At 59.7% G+C, this 25,387-nt stretch carries 21 protein-coding genes; 12 read left to right on the top strand and 9 right to left on the bottom strand.

Going from position 1 to position 25,387, the window contains the following annotated elements; translation table 11 throughout:
- Positions 1 to 199 precede the first annotated feature (199 nt).
- The gene (locus ACMXYJ_RS01800) at positions 200 to 1,198 is read right to left on the bottom strand and encodes a phosphate ABC transporter substrate-binding protein PstS family protein (RefSeq protein WP_415758584.1); all 999 of its coding nucleotides are present in this window, start codon (positions 1,196 to 1,198) and stop codon (positions 200 to 202) included.
- 243 nt (positions 1,199 to 1,441) lie between these two features.
- Entirely contained in the window at positions 1,442 to 2,740 is a 1,299-nt protein-coding gene (locus ACMXYJ_RS01795) for an MFS transporter (RefSeq protein WP_415758583.1), read from the bottom strand.
- 363 nt (positions 2,741 to 3,103) lie between these two features.
- On the opposite strand from ACMXYJ_RS01795, the gene ACMXYJ_RS01790 reads away from it, so the two are divergent.
- Both ACMXYJ_RS01790 and ACMXYJ_RS01785 read left to right on the top strand, forming a co-directional pair.
- On the top strand, positions 3,104 to 3,508 hold the full coding sequence (locus ACMXYJ_RS01790) for an acyl-CoA thioesterase (RefSeq protein ID WP_003177184.1): 405 nt from the start codon (positions 3,104 to 3,106) through the stop codon (positions 3,506 to 3,508).
- A 57-nt stretch (positions 3,509 to 3,565) separates the two neighbouring features.
- Positions 3,566 to 4,465 carry a D-hexose-6-phosphate mutarotase gene (locus ACMXYJ_RS01785; RefSeq protein WP_415758582.1) on the top strand — a complete coding sequence of 300 codons (900 nt, stop codon included), beginning with the start codon at positions 3,566 to 3,568 and terminating at the stop codon, positions 4,463 to 4,465.
- A 117-nt stretch (positions 4,466 to 4,582) separates the two neighbouring features.
- On the opposite strand, the gene ACMXYJ_RS01780 is transcribed toward ACMXYJ_RS01785, so the two are convergent.
- From ACMXYJ_RS01780 to ACMXYJ_RS01760, 5 genes are all read right to left on the bottom strand, one after another.
- On the bottom strand, positions 4,583 to 5,119 hold the full coding sequence (locus ACMXYJ_RS01780; RefSeq protein WP_415758581.1) for a DUF3299 domain-containing protein: 537 nt from the start codon (positions 5,117 to 5,119) through the stop codon (positions 4,583 to 4,585).
- Positions 5,120 to 5,208: 89 nt separating this feature from the next.
- Complete coding sequence (locus ACMXYJ_RS01775; protein ID WP_010465333.1) at positions 5,209 to 5,454, bottom strand: GlsB/YeaQ/YmgE family stress response membrane protein; 246 nt, start codon at positions 5,452 to 5,454, stop codon at positions 5,209 to 5,211.
- A 105-nt stretch (positions 5,455 to 5,559) separates the two neighbouring features.
- Positions 5,560 to 6,642 carry a 5-(carboxyamino)imidazole ribonucleotide synthase gene (locus ACMXYJ_RS01770; RefSeq protein WP_033059270.1) on the bottom strand — a complete coding sequence of 361 codons (1,083 nt, stop codon included), beginning with the start codon at positions 6,640 to 6,642 and terminating at the stop codon, positions 5,560 to 5,562.
- An 11-nt stretch (positions 6,643 to 6,653) separates the two neighbouring features.
- Positions 6,654 to 7,145, bottom strand: a complete 492-nt coding sequence (purE, locus tag ACMXYJ_RS01765) for a 5-(carboxyamino)imidazole ribonucleotide mutase (protein WP_046044990.1) — start codon at positions 7,143 to 7,145, stop codon at positions 6,654 to 6,656.
- A gap of 331 nt (positions 7,146 to 7,476) precedes the next feature.
- Positions 7,477 to 8,394: a LysR substrate-binding domain-containing protein gene (locus ACMXYJ_RS01760; protein ID WP_415758580.1), complete on the bottom strand. Its 918-nt coding sequence runs from the start codon at positions 8,392 to 8,394 to the stop codon at positions 7,477 to 7,479.
- 180 nt (positions 8,395 to 8,574) lie between these two features.
- Here ACMXYJ_RS01760 and aspA point away from each other — a divergent pair, with 180 nt between their 5' ends.
- The 3 genes from aspA (at position 8,575) to ACMXYJ_RS01745 (ending at position 13,053) form a co-directional block, all read left to right on the top strand.
- Entirely contained in the window at positions 8,575 to 9,999 is a 1,425-nt protein-coding gene (gene aspA, locus ACMXYJ_RS01755; RefSeq protein WP_046044988.1) for an aspartate ammonia-lyase, read from the top strand.
- A gap of 441 nt (positions 10,000 to 10,440) precedes the next feature.
- On the top strand, positions 10,441 to 11,892 hold the full coding sequence (locus ACMXYJ_RS01750; RefSeq protein ID WP_415758579.1) for an alanine/glycine:cation symporter family protein: 1,452 nt from the start codon (positions 10,441 to 10,443) through the stop codon (positions 11,890 to 11,892).
- Between the two features lie 156 nt (positions 11,893 to 12,048).
- Positions 12,049 to 13,053 carry an asparaginase gene (locus ACMXYJ_RS01745; RefSeq protein ID WP_415758578.1) on the top strand — a complete coding sequence of 335 codons (1,005 nt, stop codon included), beginning with the start codon at positions 12,049 to 12,051 and terminating at the stop codon, positions 13,051 to 13,053.
- 70 nt (positions 13,054 to 13,123) lie between these two features.
- On the opposite strand, the gene ACMXYJ_RS01740 is transcribed toward ACMXYJ_RS01745, so the two are convergent.
- Positions 13,124 to 13,669 carry a hypothetical protein gene (locus ACMXYJ_RS01740; protein WP_415758577.1) on the bottom strand — a complete coding sequence of 182 codons (546 nt, stop codon included), beginning with the start codon at positions 13,667 to 13,669 and terminating at the stop codon, positions 13,124 to 13,126.
- A gap of 147 nt (positions 13,670 to 13,816) precedes the next feature.
- On the opposite strand from ACMXYJ_RS01740, the gene ACMXYJ_RS01735 reads away from it, so the two are divergent.
- The 4 genes from ACMXYJ_RS01735 (at position 13,817) to ACMXYJ_RS01720 (ending at position 21,901) form a co-directional block, all read left to right on the top strand.
- Positions 13,817 to 14,809 (top strand): AraC family transcriptional regulator, encoded by a 993-nt coding sequence (locus ACMXYJ_RS01735; RefSeq protein WP_415758576.1) that lies wholly within the window; start codon positions 13,817 to 13,819, stop codon positions 14,807 to 14,809.
- A gap of 142 nt (positions 14,810 to 14,951) precedes the next feature.
- Positions 14,952 to 15,983, top strand: coding sequence for a histone deacetylase family protein (locus tag ACMXYJ_RS01730; protein WP_046044984.1), 1,032 nt, complete (start codon positions 14,952 to 14,954; stop codon positions 15,981 to 15,983).
- 12 nt (positions 15,984 to 15,995) lie between these two features.
- Entirely contained in the window at positions 15,996 to 17,111 is a 1,116-nt protein-coding gene (locus ACMXYJ_RS01725; RefSeq protein WP_415758575.1) for a polyamine ABC transporter substrate-binding protein, read from the top strand.
- A 182-nt stretch (positions 17,112 to 17,293) separates the two neighbouring features.
- Complete coding sequence (locus ACMXYJ_RS01720; protein ID WP_415758574.1) at positions 17,294 to 21,901, top strand: dermonecrotic toxin domain-containing protein; 4,608 nt, start codon at positions 17,294 to 17,296, stop codon at positions 21,899 to 21,901.
- Between the two features lie 21 nt (positions 21,902 to 21,922).
- Here the strand turns inward: ACMXYJ_RS01720 and ACMXYJ_RS01715 are convergent, their stop codons facing one another.
- The gene (locus ACMXYJ_RS01715) at positions 21,923 to 23,470 is read right to left on the bottom strand and encodes a PLP-dependent aminotransferase family protein (RefSeq protein ID WP_415758573.1); all 1,548 of its coding nucleotides are present in this window, start codon (positions 23,468 to 23,470) and stop codon (positions 21,923 to 21,925) included.
- A 90-nt stretch (positions 23,471 to 23,560) separates the two neighbouring features.
- On the opposite strand from ACMXYJ_RS01715, the gene ACMXYJ_RS01710 reads away from it, so the two are divergent.
- From ACMXYJ_RS01710 to ACMXYJ_RS01700, 3 genes are read left to right on the top strand one after another with little or no spacing between them, the layout of a single operon-like run.
- Positions 23,561 to 24,184 (top strand): FMN-binding negative transcriptional regulator, encoded by a 624-nt coding sequence (locus tag ACMXYJ_RS01710; RefSeq protein ID WP_415758572.1) that lies wholly within the window; start codon positions 23,561 to 23,563, stop codon positions 24,182 to 24,184.
- 9 nt (positions 24,185 to 24,193) lie between these two features.
- Positions 24,194 to 24,640 (top strand): GNAT family N-acetyltransferase, encoded by a 447-nt coding sequence (locus ACMXYJ_RS01705; RefSeq protein WP_415758571.1) that lies wholly within the window; start codon positions 24,194 to 24,196, stop codon positions 24,638 to 24,640.
- A 17-nt stretch (positions 24,641 to 24,657) separates the two neighbouring features.
- Positions 24,658 to 25,329, top strand: coding sequence for a GNAT family N-acetyltransferase (locus ACMXYJ_RS01700; protein WP_415758570.1), 672 nt, complete (start codon positions 24,658 to 24,660; stop codon positions 25,327 to 25,329).
- Positions 25,330 to 25,387 lie beyond the last annotated feature (58 nt).

Raw genomic sequence — 25,387 nt, 5'->3', positions numbered from 1 at the left:
AGATGACAATGCAGTGACGCAACAAATCCGCCGCCTGTGAAAACTGGCAGTGGACCGAAAATTTGGGGGTTGTAGGAGCTGTCGAGGGAATCGAGGCTGCGATCTTTTGATCTTGCGGTTAGAGGCCAGATCAAAAGATCGCAGCCTCGGTTCCCTCGACAGCTCCTACAGAGTCCGGGTTTACCCCGGACTCAGGGTTTTACTTTTTTGCTACGTTGTTGCCTTCTTGCAGACCCAGGTCAGCCAGTGCTTTTGCAGCAACCTTGGCTGGCAGCGGGATGTAGCCGTCTTTCACAACCACTTCCTGACCCTGTTTGGACAGGATCAGTTTCACGAACTCGGCTTCCAGCGGGGCCAGAGGCTTGTTCGGGGCCTTGTTGACGTAAACGTAGAGGAAACGCGACAGCGGATACTTGCCGTTCAGGGCGTTTTCTTCGGTGTCTTCGATGAACTCGGTGCTGCCTTTCTTGGCCAGGGCCACAGTTTTCACGCTAGCGGTCTTGTAGCCGATGCCCGAGTAACCGACGCCGTTCAGCGAGGAGCTGATCGACTGCACGACCGAAGCCGAGCCTGGTTGTTCGTTGACGTTTGGCTTGTAGTCGCCTTTGCACAGGGCTTCTTCTTTGAAGTAGCCATAAGTGCCGGATACCGAGTTACGACCGAACAGTTGCACTGGCTTGTTGGCCAGGTCGCCGGTCACACCCAGGTCGCCCCAGGTTTTCACGTCGGTTTTAGCGCCGCACAGACGAGTGGACGAGAAGATCGCGTCGACTTGTTCCATGGTCAGGTGCTGGATCGGGTTGTCCTTGTGTACAAATACAGCCAGGGCATCCACGGCGACCGGGATAGCGGTTGGCTTGTAGCCGTATTTGGTTTCGAAGGCTTGCAGCTCGTTGTCCTTCATCTTGCGGCTCATCGGGCCCAGGTTAGCGGTGCCTTCAGTCAGCGCAGGTGGCGCGGTAGAAGAACCGGCAGCCTGAATCTGGATGTTTACGTTCGGGTATTCTTTTTTGTAGTTCTCAGCCCACAGGGTCATGAGGTTGGCCAGGGTATCGGAGCCGACGCTGGACAGGTTGCCCGACACACCAGTGGTCTTGGTGTAGCTCGGGATAGCAGGGTCAACAGCGGCAACCGCGTTGGCAGTCGCAACGCCAGCAGCGACAAAAGTCATTGCCGCCATCAAACGCTTCAGTTTCATGCCTTACTCCTAGCAGATAGGTGTGTTAAGTCGGGGCCAAGTATCAGCAGGCCGTGTGAACACTCTATGGCTGAAATATGACAATTAGATGAAAGGCCAGCATTCGGCTTTTTTGCAGGATATTTCGCGTCGCCTTCATCGCGAGCAGGCTCGCTCCCACAGGGGATCTGCGGTGAACACAGAACCAATGTGGGAGCGAGCCTGCTCGCGATGGGGCCGGTGCAGTCGATACAGAGGGTCGGTTTAACGCCCCTTCTTCCAAAGGTAGGCGCCCACCAGAATCCCGACACCGCAGATGATCGCCACGTAATAGGCAGGCCCCATCGGGCTTTCCTTGAGCAGCAAGGTGACCACCATCGGGGTCAGGCCGCCGAAGATGGCGTAGGCCAGGTTGTAGGAGAACGACAGCCCGCTGAAGCGCACCACTGCCGGGAAGGCTTTGACCATCACATAAGGCACTGCACCGATGGTGCCGACCAGCAAGCCGGTCAAGGCGTACATCGGGAACAGCCAGTCCGGGTGGTTGAACAGGCTGTGGTAGAAGGTCCACGAACTGATCAGCAGCGCAGCACTGCCGAACACGAAGATACGACCTGCACCGAACCGGTCAGCCAGTGCACCGGAGGCGACGCAGCCCAGGCTCAGAAACACGATCGCCAGGCTGTTGGCCTGCAACGCGGTGGTTGGCGAGAAGTGGTAGACGGTCTGCAGCACGGTCGGGGTCATGAGGATGACCACGATGATGCCGGCGGACAGCAGCCAGGTCAGCAGCATGGAAATCAGGATCGCCCCGCGATGGTCGCGCAACACGGCGCGCAGCGGCACTTCTTCTGCCAGGGCCTTGCGCAGTTGCAGCTCGGCGAATACCGGCGTCTCGTGCAACCAGCGGCGCAGGTAAACCGAGAACAGGCCGAACACGCCACCCAGCAGGAACGGAATCCGCCAGGCGTAATCCGAGACTTCGACCGGGGTGTAAATGCTGTTGATCGCGGTGGCGACCAGCGAGCCCAGCAGGATACCGGCCGTCAGGCCGCAGGTCAGGGTGCCGCAGGCGTAGCCGATGTGTCGCTGCGGCACGTGTTCGGAAACGAATACCCACGCGCCCGGCACTTCACCGCCAATCGCAGCGCCTTGAATCACCCGCATCAGCAGCAACAGGATCGGCGCCCACATGCCGATCTGCGCGTAAGTCGGTAGCAGGCCCATGATCAGGGTCGGTACCGCCATCATGAAAATGCTCAGGGTGAACATCTTCTTGCGTCCCAGCAGGTCGCCGAAGTGCGCCATGACAATGCCGCCCAGCGGCCGCGCCAGGTAGCCGGCGGCAAAGATCCCGAAGGTCTGCATCAAGCGCAGCCACTCGGGCATGTCGGCCGGGAAGAACAGCTTGCCGACCACCGTGGCGAAGAACACGAAAATGATGAAGTCGTAAAACTCCAGCGCGCCGCCCAGGGCAGACAGCGATAACGTCTTGTAGTCGTTGCGAGTCAGCGGACGTGCGGACTGGGTGGGTTGCGCGATGCTCGAAGGCGCTGTGGTCATGGCAAGGCTTCTCTTATAGTCAGATCTGCAACCCCAACAACGCTGGCTGAGGCTTGGGCAGGTCCGGCACGATAGCAAATTGTTCGAAAAAGCACATAGAGGTGCGTAATTGACGGTCGAAATGAGAACCGGACGGTCGTCTCGGAGTCTACCGATCGATATACTCGCAATCCTGCACCTGCTTGTAAGGGTTGCTGTGCGAAAACGTCGTTGGCACCCGTCAGCCGATTTCGCAGAGTTTCCCTTTAGGCGCCTTACGAAAAACGTGACGAACGTAGTATGTTCGGGGCTGAATCGTTTTTCTTGAAGACGGCTATTCACCTGAAATACCAATGAGAGTCACGGGTCAGAGGCACCCCCGGCATGATAGAGCTCGAACAAGAAGATCCAATCCCGCAAGGCGACCTTGCCCTGCAAATTACCGCGCTTCCTCGCGAAACCAACGGCTTTGGCGATATTTTCGGCGGTTGGCTGGTGTCGCAGATGGATTTGGCCGGTACCGCAATGGCCAGCAAAGTCGCGGGTGGCCGCGTGGCTACGGTTGCGATCGACCGCATGGCGTTTCTGGTTCCGGTAGCGGTGGGCGCTCAGCTCTCCTTCTATACCCAGGCGCTGGAAATCGGCCGCAGCTCGATTCAGATGATGGTCGAAGTCTGGAGTGACGATCCGCTGTCCAGCGAATGGCGTAAAGTGACTGAAGCCGTGTTTGTGTTCGTCGCCATCGACGGCAGCGGCCGCACCCGCTCGGTTCCGCCTAGAGCTCGTTAAACACTGCGACCTTTCTGCGGTCCATTGCAGTCATTGTTCCTGATCGAGAGTTGCCCCATGAGCACGCCCAACGTTGAAGCCGTGAAACTGGATGAACTGAACTGCTGGCGCATCCGCCACGGTCAGGCCGAACTGCTGGTTGCCCAGCAGGGCGCGCACATCCTCAGTTATCAAGTGGCCGGGGAACCGCCACTGATCTGGCTCAACGACGAGGCAGCGTTCAAGACTGGCAAGAGCATCCGCGCCGGGGTTCCGGTGTGCTGGCCGTGGTTCGGCAATCTGCCGCGCAACCCGCAGAGCGTTCAGGCCATGCGCGTCAGCAACGAAGCGCCGACCGCCCACGGGCTGGTAAGGGCGATGGACTGGGAACTGGGCGGCATTGAAACCGAGGGCGAAAGCCTCAAGGTGGAGTTTGTTCTGCCTTACCCTGAAGACGGCTTGCCAGGCTGGCCGCATCAAGTGGATTTGAAGCTGAGCATTCGTCTGGATGAGCAACTGCACATCAGCCTGACCAGCCATAACCAGGGCGCTGACAACGTCACCATCAGCCAGGCGTTGCACAGCTATTTCGCGGTCAGCGATGTGCGCGAAGTGCATGTCGAAGGGCTGGATGGTTTGAGTTACATCGAAACCCTGGACGACTGGAAAACTGTTACTCAGACCGGCGATCTGCATTTTTCCGGCGAGACCGATCGTATCTACCTCAATACCCCGGCGAAGCTGAGCATTGTCGATCCGGCCTGGGAACGGCGCATCGAGCTGACCAGCAGCGGTTCACGCTCGGCGGTGATCTGGAATCCGTGGATTGAACGCGCTGCGGCGTTCAGTGACATGGCCGACGATGGCTGGCAGCGCATGCTGTGCATTGAAACGGCGAACGTGATGGATGATGTGGTGACGTTGGCGCCGGGTGCGAGCCATACCCTGGGTGTCAGCATCGGCAGCAAACCCCTGTAAGCAACACCCCAGAACAACTGTGGGAGTGAGCCTGCTCGCGATGAGGCCATAACATCCAACTTCAATGTTGACTGTTACACCACCATCGCGAGCAGTCTCACTCCCACATTTGATCACCTACAGATCTGATTCTTTGACCACCCGCACCTTCGCCGCATCCAGCGCATACGCTGCGTCAGCCAGGTCGTTGTTGACCTTCTCGACCTTCAGCGTGCCGGTCACCCACAGCGGCGTGTAGATGTCATTCAGCTTCAAACCTTTCGGATAACGCACCAACACCAATTGATTAGGTGGTGGCGGCGGCACGTGGATGCAGGCGCCCGGATACGGCACGAGGAAGAACAGCGTGCTGCGGCCCTGGGCGTCGGATTCCAGTGGCACCGGATAACCACCGATGCGGATGTTCTTGTCGTTCATCGACGGCACGGTTTTGGTCGAATACATCACCGCCGGCAAGCCCTTGCTCTGCTTCATGCCACCCTTTTCGGTAAAGGTGCCATTGGCTTCGGGGGAGTCGTGGTCGATTTCGGGCATGGCCTCGAGGGCTTTCTGGTCCGACTTGGGCATCAGTTCGAGCCAGTCGGTTTCCGGCAGTTCGCCGGCATGGGCGAGGCCCGAGCCCAGTAAAAGGAGAGTGAACAGAAGACGGCGCATGGAGGTGCTCGGCAAAGGAGAGGACGGTGCAACGCCGAGCATTCTAGCCCGCTCTGCGTGCGGCGCAGAGGGGGCTTTGTCGCTTTGGATCAGTTCTTTCTGATCAAACCGTAGATCACCAGCAACACCACCGCGCCAACCAGCGCACCGATGAAGCCAGCACCTTCACCCGCGTGGTAGATGCCCAGAGCCTGGCCGCCATAAGTGGCCGCCAACGAACCGCCGATACCGAGCAGGATGGTCATGATCCAGCCCATGCTGTCATCGCCCGGTTTCAGGAACCGAGCCAGCAGGCCGACGATCAAGCCGATAAAGATGGTTCCAATAATTCCCATGGCATTTCCCTCTGATTAAGTGCTACGTCCAAGCCTAGTCAGACTTTGGCATCCTGCCATGAGAGAACGGCGGCCCCTGAATGGTTCCGCCGCTGCCACATGAAACTATTCGGCGATGAGCGCTTCGACCTTGAGGATCTGCTGCTCCAGCGTGGCCTTGTCGGCGCAGCGCAGGTTGGCGTGACCGACCTTGCGACCGACCTTGAACGCCTTGCCATAGTGATGCAGATGGCAATCGGCAATGGCCAGGACTTTCTCGGTCTCCGGCACTTTACCGATGAAGTTGAGCATCGCGCTCTCGCCGACCTTGGCCGTCGAACCCAGCGGCAGACCGGCAACGGCCCGCAGGTGGTTTTCGAACTGGCTGCACTCGGCACCTTCAGTGGTCCAGTGACCCGAGTTGTGCACACGCGGGGCGATCTCGTTGGCCTTGAGGCCACCGTCGACTTCAAAGAACTCGAACGCCATCACGCCGACGTAATTCAGCTGCTTGAGCACACGGCTGGAATAGTCTTCCGCCAAGGCTTGCAGCGGGTGGTCGGTGCTGGCCACGGACAACTTGAGAATGCCGCTGTCGTGGGTGTTGTGAACCAGCGGATAGAACCTGGTTTCGCCATCGCGAGCGCGCACGGCGATCAACGAGACTTCACCGGTGAACGGCACGAAACCTTCCAGCAGGCAGGCTACGCTGCCCAGTTCGGCGAACGTGCCGACCACGTCTTCAGGTTTGCGCAGGACCTTCTGGCCCTTGCCGTCGTAACCCAGGGTGCGGGTTTTCAGCACGGCCGGCAGACCGATGGAAGCCACGGCCGCGTCCAGATCGGCTTGCGATTGAATGTCGGCGAACGCCGGGGTGGGAATCCCCAGGTCCTTGAACATGCTCTTCTCGAACCAGCGATCACGGGCGATGCGCAGGGCTTCGGCGCTCGGGTAGACCGGGACGAATTGCGACAGGAAAGCGACGGTTTCAGCCGGGACGCTTTCGAACTCGAAAGTCACCAGATCGACTTCATCGGCCAGCTGACGCAGGTGATCCTGATCGCCGTAATCGGCCCGCAGGTGCTCGCCCAATGCGGCTGCGCAAGCATCCGGCGCGGGGTCCAGGAAAGCGAAGTTCATGCCCAGCGGAGTGCCCGCCAGCGCCAACATGCGACCCAACTGGCCGCCACCGATTACACCGATCTTCATCGTCAACAACCTCAGGCGATGCGTGGGTCTGGATTTTCCAGGACGCTGTCTGTCTGCTCAGCGCGGAATTTTTTCAGCACCGCGTGGAACTGCGGGCGCTTGGCGCCGAGGATGCTCGCCGAGAGCAGCGCTGCGTTGATCGCACCAGCCTTGCCGATGGCCAGGGTGGCGACCGGAATGCCCGCGGGCATCTGCACGATAGACAGCAGCGAATCGACGCCCGAGAGCATCGACGACTGCACCGGCACGCCCAGTACCGGCAAGTGGGTCTTGGCCGCACACATGCCTGGCAAGTGAGCCGCGCCGCCGGCACCGGCGATAATCACCTCGATGCCACGCGCCTCAGCCTCTTCGGCGTACTGGAAGAGCAGGTCCGGGGTGCGGTGGGCAGAGACCACTTTCACCTCGTAAGGAATGCCGAGCTTTTCCAGCATATCGGCGGTGTGGCTAAGGGTGGACCAATCGGACTTGGAGCCCATGATCACGCCAACCAGTGCACTCATCGTCGTGCCTCTTCTCTCTGGGCGCCCGCAGGCGCGTCAAAAAACAACAAACCACGCAAAATGCGTGGCTTGATTGTACGAATTATGGCCGGACGAACCGGCCGAAGGCCGCGCAGTATACCTCAATGAAGCAGATAAACAGCCCCCATAGCGACCATCTGTCATTCGGCGCAAAGTGCCGGTTTTATTGACTTGAAGGTCAACGGAATACACCACAAATCTACTGTGGGAGCGAGCCTGCTCGCGAAAGCGTTATGTCAGGCAACATTGATGTCGACTGATGTACCGCATTCGCGAGCAGGCTCGCTCCCACATTGGACATTCGCAGGGTTCAAGAACCCGTTGTACCTTGCGCTGCGCCGCCTTCCAGCTTGCGCCACAGCAGCCGCACGTTCGCCTTGCGCACCAGCGCGCAGCGATACAAACGAATCTCCAGCGGCACATGCCATTGCGGGCCGCCGCAAACCACCAGTTCACCACGAGCCAGTTCGGCGCGCACGCTGAGCCGCGGCACCCAGGCAATGCCCAATCCTTCCAGCGCCATGCTTTTAAGACTGTCGGCCATGGCGGTCTCATAGATAGTGCTGAACCGCAGCGCACGCTGGCGCAGCAGCATGTTCACCGAACGCCCGAGAAATGCACCGGCACTGTAAGCCAGCAGCGGCACACTGCCTTCGCCTTCCAGATCGAACAGCGGCTTGCCCTCGGTATCTGCCGCGCAAACCGGGAGCATTTCGGTGTCGCCAAGGTGCAGCGACGGGAAGATTTCCGGGTCCATCTGCATCGCGGCATCCGGGTCGTAGAACGCCAGCATCAGATCGCAACCGCCTTCGCGCAGGGCATGCACCGCATCACCGACGTTGGTTGCCACCAGGCGCGTCGCGATGTTCAGCCCTTCATTACGCAACTGCGCGATCCAGCGCGGGAAGAAACCCAGCGCCAGGGAGTGAGCGGCGGCGACTTGCATTACCTCGCCCTGCCCGCCTTCCAGGTGATGAAGGTGACGCAACACTTCACCGAGCTGCTCGACCACCGTCCGCGCGGTGACCAGAAACAACTGCCCCGCCGCCGTCAACTCGATCGGCGTGCGCGAGCGATTGACCAGGGTCAGCCCCAGCGCGGCTTCAAGGCTGCGGATTCGTCGACTGAACGCCGGCTGAGTCACGAAGCGTCGTTCGGCAGCCTGGGAAAAACTGCGGGTGGCGGCCAGAGCACTAAAGTCCTCCAGCCATTTACTTTCAAGGTTCATCACGGCCTCCCGGACACGCACCAATTTAGGTCACACGCTCGCCGCAGACACGGCGTCACACGGGCATTATGCCGAATGTGCATAGGCTAGTGTTTAACAGCATTGGCCCAAAATTCTCCACAAGCCTAGCATTTGCAGTGTTCCGGCACAGACCGGGTCCATATCGAGATGATTTCTATCATGTCCTCCGCTGCATCTTTCCGCACAGAAAAAGACCTGCTTGGCGTACTCGAAGTACCTGCTCAAGCGTATTACGGCATCCAGACCCTGCGAGCGGTGAATAACTTCCGTCTCTCCGGCGTTCCGATTTCGCATTACCCGAAGCTGGTTGTCGGGCTGGCCATGGTCAAACAGGCCGCCGCTGACGCCAACCGCGAACTGGGTCACCTGAGCGAAGCCAAGCACGCTGCCATCAGCGAAGCCTGTGCACGTTTGATCCGCGGCGATTTCCACGAAGAGTTCGTGGTGGACATGATTCAAGGCGGCGCTGGCACTTCAACCAACATGAATGCCAACGAAGTCATCGCCAACATCGCGCTGGAGGCCATGGGTCACCAGAAGGGCGAATACCAATACCTGCACCCGAACAACGACGTGAACATGGCGCAGTCGACCAACGACGCCTACCCGACCGCGATCCGTCTGGGTCTGCTGCTGGGTCACGACGCGCTGCTGGCCAGCCTCGACAGCCTGATCCAGGCGTTCGCCGCCAAGGGTGTTGAGTTCAGCCACGTCCTGAAGATGGGCCGTACCCAGCTGCAAGACGCCGTGCCGATGACCCTGGGTCAAGAATTCCGTGCCTTCGCCACGACCCTGAGCGAAGACCTGGCACGCCTGAAAACGCTGGCCCCTGAACTGCTGACCGAAGTGAACCTGGGCGGCACCGCGATCGGTACCGGCATCAACGCCGACCCGCGTTACCAGCTTCTGGCCGTTCAGCGTCTGGCACTGATCAGCGGTCAACCGCTGGTTCCGGCCGCCGACCTGATCGAAGCCACCTCCGACATGGGCGCCTTCGTGCTGTTCTCCGGCATGCTCAAGCGCACCGCGGTCAAGCTGTCGAAGATCTGCAACGACCTGCGCCTGCTGTCCAGCGGCCCACGCACCGGCATCAACGAAATCAACCTGCCAGCGCGTCAGCCAGGCAGCTCGATCATGCCAGGCAAGGTCAACCCGGTTATCCCGGAAGCGGTTAACCAAGTGGCGTTCCAGATCATCGGCAACGACCTGGCCCTGACCATCGCGGCCGAAGGCGGCCAGTTGCAACTGAACGTGATGGAGCCGCTGATCGCGTTCAAGATCTTCGACTCGATCCGCCTGCTGCAACGCGCCATGGACATGCTGCGCGAGCACTGCATCGTCGGCATCACCGCCAACGAAGAGCGCTGCCGCGAACTGGTCGAACACTCGATCGGTCTGGTCACCGCGCTGAACCCGTACATCGGCTATGAAAACGCTACCCGCATCGCCCGTATCGCCCTCGAAAGCGGCCGCGGCGTGCTGGAACTGGTGCGCGAAGAAGGCTTGCTCGACGACGAAATGCTCGCCGACATCCTGCGCCCGGAAAACATGATTGCTCCGCGTCTGGTTCCGCTTAAAGCCTGATCCGACGCGTTACTTGTAGCACCGCTCACCAGGTCGAGGGACTAGACACCTCTCACCTTTTGAGGGCTTGGGGATTTATTCCCCAAGCCCTTTTTTTTAACTCATTGGCAGGAAAAAAGACTTCTGTGGAATTGGGGCTCTCGCCCTTCCACACGAGCCTGACTTCAAAAAAGTCAGGTGTTTCAAAGGCTTGGATTTATCGCTTGCACCACAACCGTGCAGACGGACGGCACGCTCATCGGTATAGTGCCGCCCCTCTTCGCGTGAGCGGTCGTCGGTAACGAGGCCCAAACCCATGCGAAACCCGAACTAATAACAAACCCGCAATATGAAATCGGGACGAACCTTCGCCTCACCTGTTTTGCCGCGCGCAATCCGGTGTAACGCGATGTTTCTGACCGCACAGCATTTGCCTACACAAAAAACAGCGAGGAATACTCCATGCTCGAAGTCATCAACGGCTTCCTCTCAGAGAAAGTACTGATCGTGCTCATTGTCGGGCTCGGTGGCTACTTCACGATCCGCTCGCGTTTCGTACAACTGCGTCACTTCTTCCACATGTTCGCGGTGTTCCGTGACAGCCTGAAAAGCAGCGCCGGTCAACTCAGCTCGTTCCAGGCCCTGATGCTCAGCCTCGCCGGCCGCGTCGGTGCAGGCAACATCGCCGGTGTCGGCATCGCCGTGACCATGGGCGGCCCCGGTGCGGTGTTCTGGATGTGGGTGACCGCGCTGGTCGGCATGTCCAGCAGCTTCTTCGAATGCTCCCTCGGCCAGCTCTACAAGCGCTGCGATTCCGACGGCACCTACCGTGGCGGTCCGTCCTATTACATTCAGCACGGCCTGCAAAAACGCTGGTTGGGCATGGTCATGGCGTTCCTGCTGCTCGTGACCTTCGGCTTCGCCTTCAACGGCCTGCAATCCCACGCCGTGACTCACTCGCTGCAGGACGCCTTCAAATTCGATCCGCATTACACCGGAGCGGCCCTGGCCGTGTTGCTGGGCCTGGTGTTCATCGGCGGGATCAAGCGTATCGCCAAGGTCGCTGACCTGTTGGTTCCAGTGAAAACCCTGGTCTACATCGGCGTGACCCTGTACGTGATCGTGCTGCAGTTCGACCACGTTCCAGCCATGCTGATGACCATCGTCAAAAGCGCCTTCGGTCTGGATCAGGCCTTCGGCGGCCTGGTCGGCAGCGCGATCATCATGGGCGTGAAACGCGGCGTGTTCGCCAACGAAGCGGGCCTGGGCAGTGCGCCTAACGTGGCCGCTGTGGCTTCGGTCGAGCACCCGGTGGCACAAGGCGTGGTTCAGGCGTTCAGCGTGTTCCTCGACACCTTCGTGATCTGCACCTGCACCGCGTTGCTGATCCTGCTTTCGGGTTTCTATACCCCTGGTTTCGAAGGCGACGGCATTGCCCTGACCCAGAACTCCCTGGCCGCCGTGGTGGGTGACTGGGGTCGGGTGTTCATCTCCGTGGCCCTGTCGTTGTTCGTGTTCACCTCGATCCTCTACAACTACTACCTGGGCGAGAGCAACCTGCGCTTCCTGATCGGTGAAAACCGCTGGGCGCTGATGGGCTACCGTGCCTTGGTATTGGTGTTGATCTTCTGGGGTGCGATCGAGAACCTGGGCACGGTGTTCGCCTTCGCGGACATCACCATGACCCTGCTGGCGTTCGTGAACCTGATCGCGCTGTTCCTGCTGTTCAAAGTCGGCATGCGCATCCTGCGTGACTACGATGACCAGCGCGCGGCCGGCATCAAGACGCCTGTGTTCGATTCGAGCAAATTCCCGGATCTGGACCTGGACCTGAAAGCCTGGCCAGCCAATCCGCCAGCCGCCGCCACCAAGGCTGAAGCTGAGCCGCAAGGCGTACCCGCAGCGCAACGCTGATCGGTTAAAGTGCGTAATCCCCTGTGGGAGCGGGCTTGCTCGCGAAAGCGGTGTGTCAATCGACATCAGTGTTGAATGATCAACCGCATTCGCGAGCAAGTCGAAACGTCGCACCGCCACCCCCACAATGGAACTCATTGTTCTCGGAGCGTCTCCATGAATTCCTCGACCTACCCTGCCGCCCAGCACGTCATGGTGCTCTACACCGGTGGCACCATCGGTATGCAAGCCAGCGCTCATGGCCTGGCCCCGGCGTCCGGTTTCGAAGCCCGGATGCGCGAATATCTGCACAGCCAGCCTGACCTTGTCGTACCGCAGTGGCGCTTTCGCGAGATGTCGCCGCTGATCGACAGCGCCAACATGACCCCGGCTTACTGGCAGCAATTGCGTGAAGCAGTGGTCGACGCCGTCGATGTCCAGGGCTGCGACAGCGTGCTGATCCTGCACGGCACCGACACCCTCGCCTACAGCGCGGCGGCCATGAGTTTTCAATTGCTCGGCCTGCATGCCCGCGTGGTGTTCACCGGTTCCATGCTGCCGGCCGGCGTGACCGACAGCGATGCCTGGGAAAACCTCAGTGGCGCGCTGGTTGCTTTGGGTCACGGCCTTGCCCCGGGCGTTCATCTGTACTTCCACGGCGAACTGCTGGACCCGACCCGTTGCGCGAAGGTGCGCAGTTTCGGTCGTCATCCGTTCAAGCGTCTTGAGCGTCAGGGTGGCGGTGAGAAGGCTTCTTCAATACCGGCATCGCTGACCTACAACCAGCCCAAGCAATTGGCGAAAGTCGCTGTGCTGCCGCTGTTCCCCGGCATCGGCGCCAAGATATTGGACGGCCTGCTCGACAGTGGCATTCAAGGCCTGGTGCTGGAGTGCTACGGCAGCGGCACCGGACCGAGCGACAATCCAGAGTTCCTCGCCAGCCTGGAACGGGCGCGGGACAAGGGTGTTGTGGTGGTCGCGGTTACGCAATGCCATGAAGGTGGCGTCGAGCTGGATGTTTACGAGGCAGGTAGTCGGTTGCGTGGTGTCGGCGTGTTGTCCGGTGGCGGGATGACTCGCGAAGCGGCGTTCGGCAAGCTCAATGCGCTGCTCGGCGTCGACCTGGATAGCGCCGAAGTGCGGCGTCTGGTCGAGCTGGATCTGTGTGGTGAGTTGAGCTGATACACCGCGGTGTCTGCACCGCCGGCCAGCCGGCTCCTACGGTCTTGCAGGAGCCGGCTGGCCGTGAGGGTTACTTCTTGACCTGATAGTCCTGGCCCCACACTCGTACGGTGCTGGACGTCTCGATCGGCCCTTCAAAAATGAATTTCTGCCGCACGGCCGCTTTTGGCGGAATGGTGACCTGATCGGGGTTGTCCAGACTGGCCGTAAGCCCGTTGGCATACCCGTCCTGATCGATCGCCAGCAAGGCACCGGTCTGCTTGAGGTTGATCAAACGCAGCTGGCTGTCGCTGCTGTTCTTGAAGCCCAGGGTGACATTGAAAGTGTCGCCAACGGCCTCGGTCTTCAGCACCTGAACATCGATGCGGTCCTTCATTTGCTCGCGAGAGGAAACGATCGAAGCACCGTCAACGCCCTGTGCCGACTGGCGCCCGTCGAGCACCCCTTCACTGACTCCGCCCAACAGGTTCTTGCCGGCCGAAATCGCCGAAGAAACCGCGGCCTTGGCCGAATCCTTGATGGTGCTGTCGTTGGCCGGCTCGGCCTCGGCAAGGCACAGCGAGCTGAGCAACAAACTGGAGGCAAAGAGAATGGAGCGCGAGGGAGTGAACATCATACCTAGTCCTTTATGGTTGTCTGCAACACCACCCAAGGGGTGAATGGCAGGCAGGTTGCACCAATCGGCTATCGCCGGCAAGCCGGCACCAACAGGAGCGGCATGCAACTTGCTCCCCTCATGCTGACCTCATGAACGGAAGCGAGCATGCTCCACTCCCACCTCACCACCCTCAATGCCGTCTCTCTGATTCTCAACGCCTTCAAGGACCAGGGCCCGCCCAGCGAAGCCTTGCTGGCTGGAAGCGGCATCAGCCCGGCGGATTTGAGCCGGGCGGACACGCGCATCACCACCAATCAGGAGATGCAGGTCTGCGCCAACGCCGTCGCGCTCAAGCGTGACATCGGCCTGGAGTTAGGCCGGCGGATGCACGTTTCGTCCTACGGCATGCTCGGTTATGCGCTGCTCACCAGTGCCACCTTCGGTGACGCTTTGCGGTTGGCGATGCGCTATCCGGCGCTGTTGGGAACACTTTTCGAGCTGAGCCTGGAAGACGACGGAGAGCGCGTCTGGTTCGTCGCCGCCGATTACCGGGAAAGCGCGGCACTGGCGGTATTCAATGCCGAGTTCTGTCTGGTGTCGTTGAAAGTCATCTGCGACGACCTGCTCGGTCATCCACTGCCCGTGCTCGCGGCTCGCTTTGAACATAGCGCGCCAGACTATCAAGCGACTTACACCGAGCACTTCGACTGCCCGCTGCACTTCGAGGCGCGGGACAACGCCTTCGCCTTTGATAAACGCTGGCTCGATCAACCCTTGCCGCTGGCCGACGTCATCACCCATCAGGCCATGGCCGAACGCTGCCGCAAACAGAACACCGAGTTCACGGGGCGCCAGGTGTGGCTGGGGCGAATTCGCCAGCTACTCAGCGCGCAGTTGAATGCGGCGCCCGGCCTCGAAGGTTTGGCCGAACAGATGAATTGCTCGGCGCGCACCTTGCGTCGGCACCTGAAGGATCTGGGTTGCAGCTATCAGGAATTGCTGGATGAGCTACGGTTCGAGCAGGCCAAGCAAATGCTGTGTGAGGACCAACTGCCGATCTATCAAATCGCCGAGGCATTGGGTTTCAGCGAGACCGCGAGTTTCCGTCATGCGTTCGTGCGCTGGAGCGGTGTAGCGCCGAGTCAGTTCCGCCCCTGACCCAGCTCCCTCGCCACAGAGGGGCGAATTCCGGTCAATTCTTTTGGCCATATCGATCCCCTTTTGGCCTTTCCTGCCGTTCTCTCAAACGCCGCGCGCCGCAAGACTGTGTTCAACCGAATCAGCCTGCGGAGAACAAGAAATGCTGACGATCTACTCGGACGATCACCACCTGCACCACGGCCGCTGTGAATTGATGGACGGGCAACTGATGCCCTGCTTCGAAATGCCTTCGCGAGCCGACCATGTTCTGCAGCGCGTGCAGTACCGCGACCTCGGTCCGGTCGAAGCACCGCAGGATTTCGGCCTCGACCCGATCGCGCGCATCCACAGCCGCGATTACCTCGACTTCTTCAAAGGTGCCTGGGCGCGCTGGACCGAATTCGGTACCGACGGCGACTTGCTGCCCTACACCTGGCCGGCCCGCACCCTGCGCCGGATCATTCCCACCAGCCTGCACGGCCAACTCGGCTATTACAGCTTCGACGGCGGCGCACCGATTACCGCCGGTACCTGGCAAGCGGCGTACAGCGCGGCACAAGTCGCGTTGACCGCTCAGGCCGTCATTCAACGCGGCGCCCGCAGTGCCTTCGCTTTGTGCCGTCCACCGGGACACCACGCCGCCAGCGATTTGATGGGCGGTTATTGCTACCTCAACAACGCCGCCATCGCTGCGCAGGCGTTCCTCGATCAGGGCCACAAAAAAGTCGCGATCCTCGACGTCGACTACCACCACGGCAATGGCACCCAGTCGATTTTCTACGAGCGCAGCGACGTGCTGTTCACCTCGATCCACGGGCATCCGGAAGCCGAGTTCCCGTTCTTCCTCGGCTATGAAGATGAGCTGGGTGAAGGTGCCGGCGAAGGTTTCAACTTCAACTACCCTTTGCCGGCCGGCAGCGGTTGGGACAGTTGGAGCGCCGCGCTGGAACAAGCCTGCAAAGAGATCGAAAAATACGGCGCCGATATCGTCGTCGTCTCCCTCGGAGTCGATACGTTCAAGGACGATCCGATCTCCCAGTTCAAGCTCGACAGCCCGGATTACCTGGCCATGGGCGCACGCATCGCGGGCCTCGGCAAGCCGACGCTGTTCGTGATGGAAGGCGGCTACGCGGTAGAAGAAATCGGCATCAACGCCGTGAACGTTCTCGAAGGTTTCGAAAGCGCCCAATGAGGAATTAGAACAATGATCCGTCTCAAGCGTTTTATCGCGCCCGCACTCTTCCCCACAGTGCTGTGCGCCACAGTGCTCAGTGGTGCCGTTCATGCTGAAGAGCGAACGTTGCGCGTCTACAACTGGTTCGACTACATCACCCCTAAAGCGCTGGAAGACTTCAAGGCCCAGAACACCCAGACCAAACTGGTCTACGACATCTTCGACACCAACGAAGCGCTGGAGGCCAAGTTGCTGACCGGCAACTCCGGTTATGACGTGGTGGTGCCGTCCAACGTGTTCCTCGCCAAGCAGATCGAGGCCGGCGTTTTCCAGCCGCTGGACCGCAGCAAACTGCCGAACTGGAACCACCTCGATCCCAAGCTGATGAAGCTGATCGAAGCCAACGATCCGGGCAACAAATTTGCCGTGCCGTACATGTACGGGACCATCCTGATCGGCTTCAACCCGGACAAGATCAAGGCAGCATTGGGTGACAACGCACCGGTGGACAGCTGGGACCTGATCTTCAAGGAAGAGAACATCAGCAAGCTCAAGCAGTGCGGTGTCGCGCTACTCGACTCGCCGTCGGAGATCCTGCCACTGGCCTTGCAACACCTCGGACTGGACCCTAACAGCAAGAAACCGGCGGACTACGAAAAGGCTGAAGCGCTGGTGATGAAGATCCGTCCGTACGTCACCTACTTCCATTCTTCGAAGTACATGGCCGACATCGCCAACGGAGACATCTGCGTCGCAGTCGGTTACTCCGGCAGTTTCTCCCAGGCCGCCAACCGCGCCAAGGAAGCCAAGAACGGCGTGATCGTCGACATGCGGCTGCCGAAAGAAGGCGCGCCGATCTGGTTCGACATGCTCTCGATCCCCAAAGGCGCGAAGAACCCGGAAGACGCCTACACCTTCATCAATTACCTGTTGCAGCCGCAGGTGATTGCACCGGTCAGCGACTTCGTCGGGTACCCGAATCCGAACAAGGACGCCACAGAATTGGTCGACCCGGCGATCCGCAACAACCCGAACCTGTACCCGACCGAAGCGGCGATGAGCACGCTTTACACCCTGCAACCGCTGCCCCGTGACGCCGAACGGGCACGGACCCGGGCCTGGACCAAGATCAAGTCCGGGACCTGATACCGCAAGAAATCTCAGGCAAAACACGCTCCTGTAGCAGCAGGCTTCGCCAGCTGCTACAGATCGCGTTACGGCTTAGCGCGATATTTATGTACCGCCAGCCCCGTCAACCGAACCGATACCGTCCCTGCCTCAGCACTGTGCACCCCATAACGGGTTGCACGCTCAGCCAGGAGACCCCAATGCCCAAGACCCCTTCGCCGAATGCAGAAGATGTCCTGACCCAACTGGTTACCGGCCCCTCGATCCGGGAGGTCGCCGCTACCGCTTTACGCCCCGAACTCGATCGTCTTTATCCACAGTTGCAGATCGACCCGACTGTCGCCATCGTCGTCACGCCCACCTGGCGGATCACGGGTGATCGCGTCGTACCCGGCAACAACCGGTTCGAATCCCTCACTGATGCGCTGGTGCGAACCGGGCTGTATGCCACGACCGTGACGTACATCGACGGTGAACACTTTCTGACCTTGCACCCCGGCGACGAGCCAGCCACCCAACTGCCGGTGAAAATCGATGCCATCGGCTGCCTGATCAATGAGCTCGCGCCATTGCTCTTCATTGCCTATCAGCAACAACAACTCGATTACTGGAATCAGGCCATTCGCCCGGACACGCCTCGCTGGCATCAACTGTCGGTGTCGCTGCAAAACATCTGGAACATCGATACCGTTCCCGGTTGGGACGCCGATCAAAAGGTCATGGCCCACGGCGTTTTCATTGACCCCGACCGGGCCACCCGACGGGTACAGGACAAATACCTGACCAAGGCCTGCCTGATCGATATCGATATCGATATCGATACCGATGCCGATATCGATGCCGATATCGATGCCGTACAAGGCCAGACGAAGCAGCATCTGCAGGTTCTGGACATCTGCGTGCTCGTCGGGACATCAGGCAGTCGCAACCTCGTGCTCACCCATTCACTGGCTGAAGGCTTCAAGCAATACGATTCTCTTGAGGCGCTGGGTGGCACGCTGCTCAAGCGTATCGGCGGTTCAATGACCCACCGCACGGTGCAGTGGCGTCTGTATGAACCCTCCGGAAATTTTTTCCATCACCAGGCCTGCGCCTTGATTGCGCTGGAGGCCGAAGCGATAGGCTCTCTGGCTGACGATCCGAGCGCGTCCCTGCCGGGGTTTTCCGCTCAGGTCAGTGCGGCTACCAACAGCTTTTCCGACTTTCACGCCCTGCCGACATCGCACTTCAGCAAGGTCCAGACACTCGTGCCTGACTGGCTGAAAAATGCCGAGCCTGCCGATCTCACCCGCTACAGCCGCCACTTGATGGACCTCGCGCAACTGCGCGAGCAAGACGGTGGAAAATCCTTCCTGGACGCCATTCCGTCCCTCACGCAATTCACGTTACAAGCCCTGCGCAAACAGATGGACATTGATCATCCGCAAACAGCGCCCGTGAACCTTGAAAACATTCAAATCAGCATCACCAGTGTGGCTGTGCTGGGGACGGTGATAGTACCCGGCAAGACGCAAAATCTTACGCTGTCGCTGGTCGAGCTGGCCCTGCAAAATCTTGTTGCCGTGCCGTTGGGCAACAAAACCGTGCAGGACAAAACGGGGGCCGCCGTGCCGGACTGGATGACCGCGGCCTACCTGGAAACGCTGGTGACCACGCTCAACATCGGTGAAACCTACCCCGCGCTGATCAAACGCCAACTGTTAAGCGACCCGGCACAAACCCTGGAACGTCAGGCGCTGTACGTCCGGCATCTGCGCGTTCAGTTACCTCTGCAGGCGCTGCAATTCAAAATTCGTGGCGAGCGCGGCATCGATGAGCGCGGCTATCGATACACCGCCGCGGCCATGCTGGAAAACCCCGCCGAACGCTTTGTGGATGAACAGAAAATCGTCATCCGCCCATTGGCGTTTATCACCGGTGAGAGCAAAGACAGCCTCGGCGATGAAGTCGCCAACATGTTCGTTATCGGGCCGCGTCATGCCGATCAGGGCCCTTGCCTGCTTTACCGTCCCTTGCTCGATCCGCCGTTGATTCAGTATCCCGGCGAGGCGAACCTGCTGTATGCGATCAAACAGGACAGATCCCTGCGCGAATCGGTACTGGCCTGGCTAGCGGATGATGTGCGCTTCAACTACTCCCAATACGTATTCCCCGGCAAGTTGCCATCCGCCTGGACGCTGACACAATTACTGGTCGACCCCACTTCGGTGTTTGCCAGCATGGGCAGGGTTTCGCTCGCAGCAAGTCTGCTCGACGAAGACCCTGTGGTGGCGATGTTCAACGCCAACGCCAATGCCTTGATTACCCTCGCCGACCGGCAAACGGTGTCCAACGCCGAGGCTCGCTGGGAAACGTTCAAGCAAGGCGCATGGATGCTGTTCAACCTGGCCTTGCCGTTCCTGGGGCGTACCGCCGGCACCGCCGCCTGGATCTGGCAGATCCTGGACGACCTGCAGGAAGTGGTCGACGGTCAGGAAAACAACGACAGCCAACAGTCCGCCACCGCGCTGACCGATTTATTGCTGACCCTCGGCATGGTCCTCGCCCACCAGGCAGCGGCCCGGTACGCCCCACGTTTGCGGTCGTCCGAGAAAACCGCGATCAGCCTCCCGACACCCGAAACCACGGCGACGAAGATCACGGTCGCTCGATTGCCCGACGTCACCGCCACACAGCTACCGTCGTCCCACGAAATCTACGTTCACGCGACCGCTGCACTCCCGGCCACGGATCTGGGCGTTTTTCTGGACGGGCTGGCCATCGCGGAACCCAAAGGCGTCTCCTTCCCATCGCAGGACACAGGCCCTTATCAGCACCTGAGTACGCTCAACAAAAAATGGTACGCCAAGGTTGCCCACAGATGGTTCGAAGTCACGCTCAATGACAACAGTGACGTGCAGATCATCGACTCGCGCCAGTCTCCCCACCGCACAGGGCCGTTGCTGATCAGGAACGCCAAGGGCCAGTGGTTTATCGATACTCGCTTAAGGCTCAGAGGCGGGGGTAGAAGGGAACAGCTGCAAAAAGCCAACAAGCAGCACAGGGTCAAACTCAAGGAACAAATCATGGCATTCGAGGGGCAAAAGGCCGCCTTTTCGACGCAGCTCAACGCTGCTGAAGCTGCGTTGGTGTCGGCCCCCAGCAGTGAGAGCACCCAGCATTTTCTGGATGCGATCGACTCACAGCTAATGGCGATCAGCACCAACATCGAGCTGATAAAAACCTACAACGCTCTTGAGACGATTCCCAATTTCAGGTCCGCGATGATCAGTCGCCTGGAGTTTCAGCTATCACTGGCAATGCATTGGTTTCGCCAACAAAAAACCACTTTCGAAAAGCAGATGGGCCTCTCTCTCGCATTGATAAATAACGACGCGCTCGACGACCCGCGTCCCCCTCGGCAAATCCACCAACACACGAGTGAGCTGACCGAAACCTATATCAACAAAATCGAGTTTGCCCACTCGCGTTTTAGTGAGCTCAGCCTGCTTGGCAAAGAAGCTGCCGACGTCACCCGTCGCTTCAAAGCGGCGCTGCCGCCGTTCGCGTTGCAGAACTTGAAGCTGTTGCAGATCAGCATGGCTCAGGAGTTGTGTCTGAACGACAGCGGCACGCTGGCCACAGCCGATGCCCGTGCGGCGTTGGAAGGCGTGGTCGAAAACGCCGGCCTGACGATCCAGTCGTCAATGGATCTGGCGGCAGATGATGATGTCCTTCGTCTGGCCGAACGAATCGATGCACTTAGTGATCTGCTGGAACAATTTGCAACCGTGGACGAGCACATCGCCGGCCTGCCCACTGACTATCCGGAGGAGTTGTCACAGCCCTCCCTCGACCTGATGCGCAAACGCGTCGCTGCCTTCAATCAAGACGCGGTGAAGCACCTGGCAACCTTGTTGCGCGAGCGCCAGATCATCGAGCCACAGCCCGGCCCGTCGCGGGCGGCCGCGGTCCCCGTCAAGCGCATCATCAAGACCCGTTTCAAAGGCACTGTGGTCGGGCAGACCCGCAACAATGCGGCTGGCCAGGATTCCGGCCTGGTGGACGTGATTTCTCCAATGACGGGGAAAGTCATTGCCACGTTCCACGAAAAGACCCCAGGCGTGTGGCTCGAACGAAACACCACCAAAAAAACCGTCGAGGTCAAACCCAAGCCTGACGTGAACAAGAGCATTCAGGCAAGCAAGGCACTGCTTGATGGCGTGACCGCCTTCAAAAAGCGCACCGAGGCCGACATCAAGCGAGTGCCACGCATCCCCAAAGAGATCGAGGAAATTTACTACCAATACGCCTCTCGACTACGCAACGCCATGAGTGAGATCGATCAAAAACCTACCACCAGCAACAGCACTGAACTCCAGATCGAAGGTCCCTCCCCCCTGCAACTGCAACTTGAGCAGGCGGCGAACGCGCTTTACGAAGAAGGTCGGCGCAAACGGGTCGAGATGACCAAGCAACAACCGCCCACTGCCGCCCGCGTCGAATGGCTCAAAAGCAAAAACGAGGTCGAGATTTCCAAACCCGATACGACCCGCAGACGTCGGCTCAAAAGCCACAAAAAGGATTATCTGCTGGAGTACGCGATTCTCGACTCCGGCACCCGCCAGGTTTTGTGGTACGCCCACTTCCATTACCCGAAGCCCGATTCGCCGGTTCATGACTTCACCGCGGCGCATCTGAAAACCGCTCAGCAGCGCAACCTCGGGGGGCAGTACGACGTGCGGGGCGCCACCAGCGATGCGCAGGCGATTTCGATTTATCGGTCGGAGATCAGTCCTCAACTGGCCTCTTCTCTCTTTCTCTCCTGAATCCGGTGACGACCATGACCGTCAGCGCCAGACACTTTTCAGGCGTGCGAGCGCTTCGCTGATCGCAGTCTCGGGCACCGCCGCAAACCCCAGGACCAGCCCCGCTCGCTGGTCCACCGGGGTGCTTGATTCCGGTAGCCAGTAACTGCTCAGACCATTGATCTCGACATCGACACTGGCGGCTTTTTCGATCAGGTCCTGCTCAAGGGCCCGGGAGTCGACAGTCACCGTCAAATGCAGCCCTGCCGCAACCGTCGGCAGGCTGCCCACCCCGCAAATGCCCTGCGGCCAACCGGCCAGCAAGGTATTTCGCCGGCTCAGGGCCGCGCGCCGCATACGGCGGATATGTCGCTGAAAGTGCCCGGCCGCCATGAACTCGGCCATCACCGCTTGGGTGCTCACTTCCGAATGCCGGACATCCACCGCCCGACGTTGCGAAAACGCATCCACGAGCGCCGGTGGCAGCACCAGATACCCGAGACGCAGCGCCGGAAAGGCGACTTTGCCAAAAGTCCCGACATACAAGACCCGTCCCTGCCGGTCGAGCGCCGCCAATGGGGCCAGTGGCGCGCCGCTGTAACGGTACTCGCCATCGTAGTCGTCCTCGACGATCCAGCCTTGGGTGCGCTCGGCCCAGGCCAACAGTTCAAGGCGCCGCGCCAGGCTCATCACCACCCCGGTCGGGTACTGATGCGACGGCGTGACATACGCCAATCGACAATCGTTGAGCCCATTCAATTCGCTGCAATCGATGCCCTCGCTGTCCACCGCCACCCCGTGTAATCGCGCACCGGCCACGGCGAACGCATGACCCGCCGCCCTATACCCCGGATTCTCAATCGCCACGCCATCGCCGGGCTCTACCAACAGCTGTGCACAAAGGCTAATCCCCTGCTGTGCGCCACTGGTGATCACTATTTGCTCAGCCGTGCACTGCATCCCCCGGGAGCTGCGCAAATACGCGGCAATCAGGCCGCGTAATCGAGCATCGCCCGCTGGATCGCCGTAACACAGCTGCTGGAGATCCGGTTTACGCCAGAAAGCCGCATTCAGCTTGGCCCAGACCTCGAAAGGGAACAGATCAAAAGCCGGAACGCCCACACGAAATGCGCGGGGTGGACCGACGGGAGGCAGGGCCAAATGATTCCTTTCAACCCGCCCCAATGCGCCGCTGTGGATAACTTTGCTGGATGAAACCACAGGTAAATCCAGCCAATTTGTGGATAAGGCTGTGGGTAACCCTGTTGACAACCCTGTGGATACTTTTGTGGATAGTTTTTTCACCGGCAACACTGATTGAGGCAATTGTGCGACATACGTCCCATCGCCCACGCGCCCTTCAATAAAGCCCTCGGCGTAGAGCTGATCGTAGGCCCGGACCACACTGTTTCGGGAAATCGACAACGCCGCCGCCAGATCACGACTGGCGGGTAATCGCGTACCACTGGCCAGACGACCGTCGAGCACTCGCACCCGCAAGGCTTGATAGAGCTGACGACTCAAACCCTGGCGGCGATCGAGTTCGATGCCCGCCGGGTTGAATGACAAGGACAATGGCTCGCTGGTCATGGCAATGGACCTATGAAATTGGTCGTTAATGGCTCTTACAACAGACCATTAGCCTGCCTAGGATGCAGGCATTCGCCAAGGAAAATCTCCATGTACACGCCAAGCAGCTTTGCCATCGATGATTTGCATGAACTGCACCAGCAGATACTCGGCACCCGCCTCGCTGTGTTGGTCACACACGGGGAACAAGGTCTGCAAGCCAGCCATTTGCCGCTGCTGTTGAGTTCAGACCAGGGCCCGAATGGCACCCTTTACGGACACTTCGCCAAGGCCAATCCGCAATGGCGGGAATTGCAGAACGGCGCCGAAGCCCTGGTGATTTTTGCCGGCGCCGACGCTTACGTCAGCCCGGGGTTTTACCCGAGCAAAGCCGAGCACGGCAAAGTGGTGCCGACCTGGAACTACGTCGCCGTGCACGCGTACGGCACAGCCGAAGTGTTCACCGACGCCGATCGCCTGCGCACCCTGGTCAGCGCGCTGACTGATCGTCATGAAGCGGATCGCGTCAATCCATGGAAAGTCGCCGATGCCCCCGCCGACTACATTGACGGGATGCTCAAGGCCATCGTCGGTTTTGCCTTGCCGATCCAGCGCCTGGAAGGCAAGCGCAAGCTCAGCCAGAACCGCAACGCTGCAGACATCACCGGTGTGCGCGAGGGGCTTGCCGCCAGCCCTGATGTGCACGACCAGGCCCTCGCCCACTTGATGCGTTAAGGAATGAACATGAGTCAGATCGACATCCGCCAGGTCACCGCCGACGATCACGCCGCCTGGTTACCCTTGTGGCAAGCGTACCTGCGTTTCTACAACACTGAACTGCCTGAGGCCGTCACCCAAAGCACCTGGCAGCGCCTGCTCGACCCGAGCGAACCGACCCATGCCGCGCTGGCCTGGGCCGATGGCAAAGCGGTGGGCATGGTGCATTTCATCTACCATCGTTCAAACTGGAGCATCGAAAACTCCTGCTACCTGCAAGACTTGCTGGTAGTGCCGGAAACCCGTGGCACTGGCGTTGGCCGGCAGTTGATCGAATTCGTTTACGCCACAGCCAAAGAGGACGGTTGCGGCAAGGTCCACTGGCTGACCCACGAAACCAACGCCACAGCGATTCAGCTCTACGAGCGCATCGCCGAACGTCCCGGTTTCATCCAGTTTCGCAAAGCCCTTTAACGTTCAAGGAGAACAGCATGTCGACTTCGCTCGCCGACTGGAAAGGCGTCCCGGCGCCATCCGTCCAAACCATCGAAGGGCGTTTCATCCGCCTGGAAAAACTCGACCCGGCGCGTCACGCCGACGGTTTGTGGAAGGCCCTGCAAGGCCCGGGTGCCGACCCGAAACTCTGGGACTATTTGCCTTACGGTCCTTTCCCGGAGCGCAGCGTGTTCAACGATTGGCTAAACAATCATGCGGCCAATAGCGACCCGTATTTCTTCAGCGTGATCGACCGTGCCAGCGGCGATGTGCAAGGCATCCTCAGTTTGATGTCGATTGTTCCTTCACAAGGTCGGATCGAGATCGGCCATGTCACGTTTGGCGCGCCAATGCAGCGCTCGCCGAAAAGTACCGAGGCTGTTTATTTGCTGGCCAAGGAATCCTTTGCGCTGGGTTATCGCCGTCTGGAGTGGAAGTGCAACAACGGCAATGCCCGCTCCAAATACGCGGCCGAGCGGCTGGGGTTCAGTTTTGAAGGCGTGTTCCGCCAGCACATGGTGGTCAAGGGTCAGAACCGGGATACGGCGTGGTATTCGATTCTGGACTCGGAATGGCCGGCGATCGGGGCGGGGTTTGAGCGCTGGCTGTCCGATGAGAACCAGACGGATTCGGGGCAGGTGAAAACGTTGGCGGAGTGCCGCACCTAATTCGGTAGCGCCTGGACGGACGCCATCGCGAGCAGGCTCACTCCCACAATTGATCTGC

Origin of the sequence: Pseudomonas arabinosi, from assembly GCF_047758675.1 — a bacterium.
Lineage (GTDB): Bacteria > Pseudomonadota > Gammaproteobacteria > Pseudomonadales > Pseudomonadaceae > Aquipseudomonas > Aquipseudomonas arabinosi.
Note: the sequence above shows the minus strand (reverse complement) of the source record. Positions and strands in the feature narration are given on the sequence as shown.

Coding starts and splice junctions, on each gene's coding strand:
- ACMXYJ_RS01800 (WP_415758584.1), bottom strand. CDS start 1,198: ATGAAACTGAAGCGTTTGATGGCGGCAATGACTTTTGTCGCTGCTGGC.
- ACMXYJ_RS01795 (WP_415758583.1), bottom strand. CDS start 2,740: ATGACCACAGCGCCTTCGAGCATCGCGCAACCCACCCAGTCCGCACGT.
- ACMXYJ_RS01790 (WP_003177184.1), top strand. CDS start 3,104: ATGATAGAGCTCGAACAAGAAGATCCAATCCCGCAAGGCGACCTTGCC.
- ACMXYJ_RS01785 (WP_415758582.1), top strand. CDS start 3,566: ATGAGCACGCCCAACGTTGAAGCCGTGAAACTGGATGAACTGAACTGC.
- ACMXYJ_RS01780 (WP_415758581.1), bottom strand. CDS start 5,119: ATGCGCCGTCTTCTGTTCACTCTCCTTTTACTGGGCTCGGGCCTCGCC.
- ACMXYJ_RS01775 (WP_010465333.1), bottom strand. CDS start 5,454: ATGGGAATTATTGGAACCATCTTTATCGGCTTGATCGTCGGCCTGCTG.
- ACMXYJ_RS01770 (WP_033059270.1), bottom strand. CDS start 6,642: ATGAAGATCGGTGTAATCGGTGGCGGCCAGTTGGGTCGCATGTTGGCG.
- purE (WP_046044990.1), bottom strand. CDS start 7,145: ATGAGTGCACTGGTTGGCGTGATCATGGGCTCCAAGTCCGATTGGTCC.
- ACMXYJ_RS01760 (WP_415758580.1), bottom strand. CDS start 8,394: ATGAACCTTGAAAGTAAATGGCTGGAGGACTTTAGTGCTCTGGCCGCC.
- aspA (WP_046044988.1), top strand. CDS start 8,575: ATGTCCTCCGCTGCATCTTTCCGCACAGAAAAAGACCTGCTTGGCGTA.
- ACMXYJ_RS01750 (WP_415758579.1), top strand. CDS start 10,441: ATGCTCGAAGTCATCAACGGCTTCCTCTCAGAGAAAGTACTGATCGTG.
- ACMXYJ_RS01745 (WP_415758578.1), top strand. CDS start 12,049: ATGAATTCCTCGACCTACCCTGCCGCCCAGCACGTCATGGTGCTCTAC.
- ACMXYJ_RS01740 (WP_415758577.1), bottom strand. CDS start 13,669: ATGATGTTCACTCCCTCGCGCTCCATTCTCTTTGCCTCCAGTTTGTTG.
- ACMXYJ_RS01735 (WP_415758576.1), top strand. CDS start 13,817: ATGCTCCACTCCCACCTCACCACCCTCAATGCCGTCTCTCTGATTCTC.
- ACMXYJ_RS01730 (WP_046044984.1), top strand. CDS start 14,952: ATGCTGACGATCTACTCGGACGATCACCACCTGCACCACGGCCGCTGT.
- ACMXYJ_RS01725 (WP_415758575.1), top strand. CDS start 15,996: ATGATCCGTCTCAAGCGTTTTATCGCGCCCGCACTCTTCCCCACAGTG.
- ACMXYJ_RS01720 (WP_415758574.1), top strand. CDS start 17,294: ATGCCCAAGACCCCTTCGCCGAATGCAGAAGATGTCCTGACCCAACTG.
- ACMXYJ_RS01715 (WP_415758573.1), bottom strand. CDS start 23,470: ATGACCAGCGAGCCATTGTCCTTGTCATTCAACCCGGCGGGCATCGAA.
- ACMXYJ_RS01710 (WP_415758572.1), top strand. CDS start 23,561: ATGTACACGCCAAGCAGCTTTGCCATCGATGATTTGCATGAACTGCAC.
- ACMXYJ_RS01705 (WP_415758571.1), top strand. CDS start 24,194: ATGAGTCAGATCGACATCCGCCAGGTCACCGCCGACGATCACGCCGCC.
- ACMXYJ_RS01700 (WP_415758570.1), top strand. CDS start 24,658: ATGTCGACTTCGCTCGCCGACTGGAAAGGCGTCCCGGCGCCATCCGTC.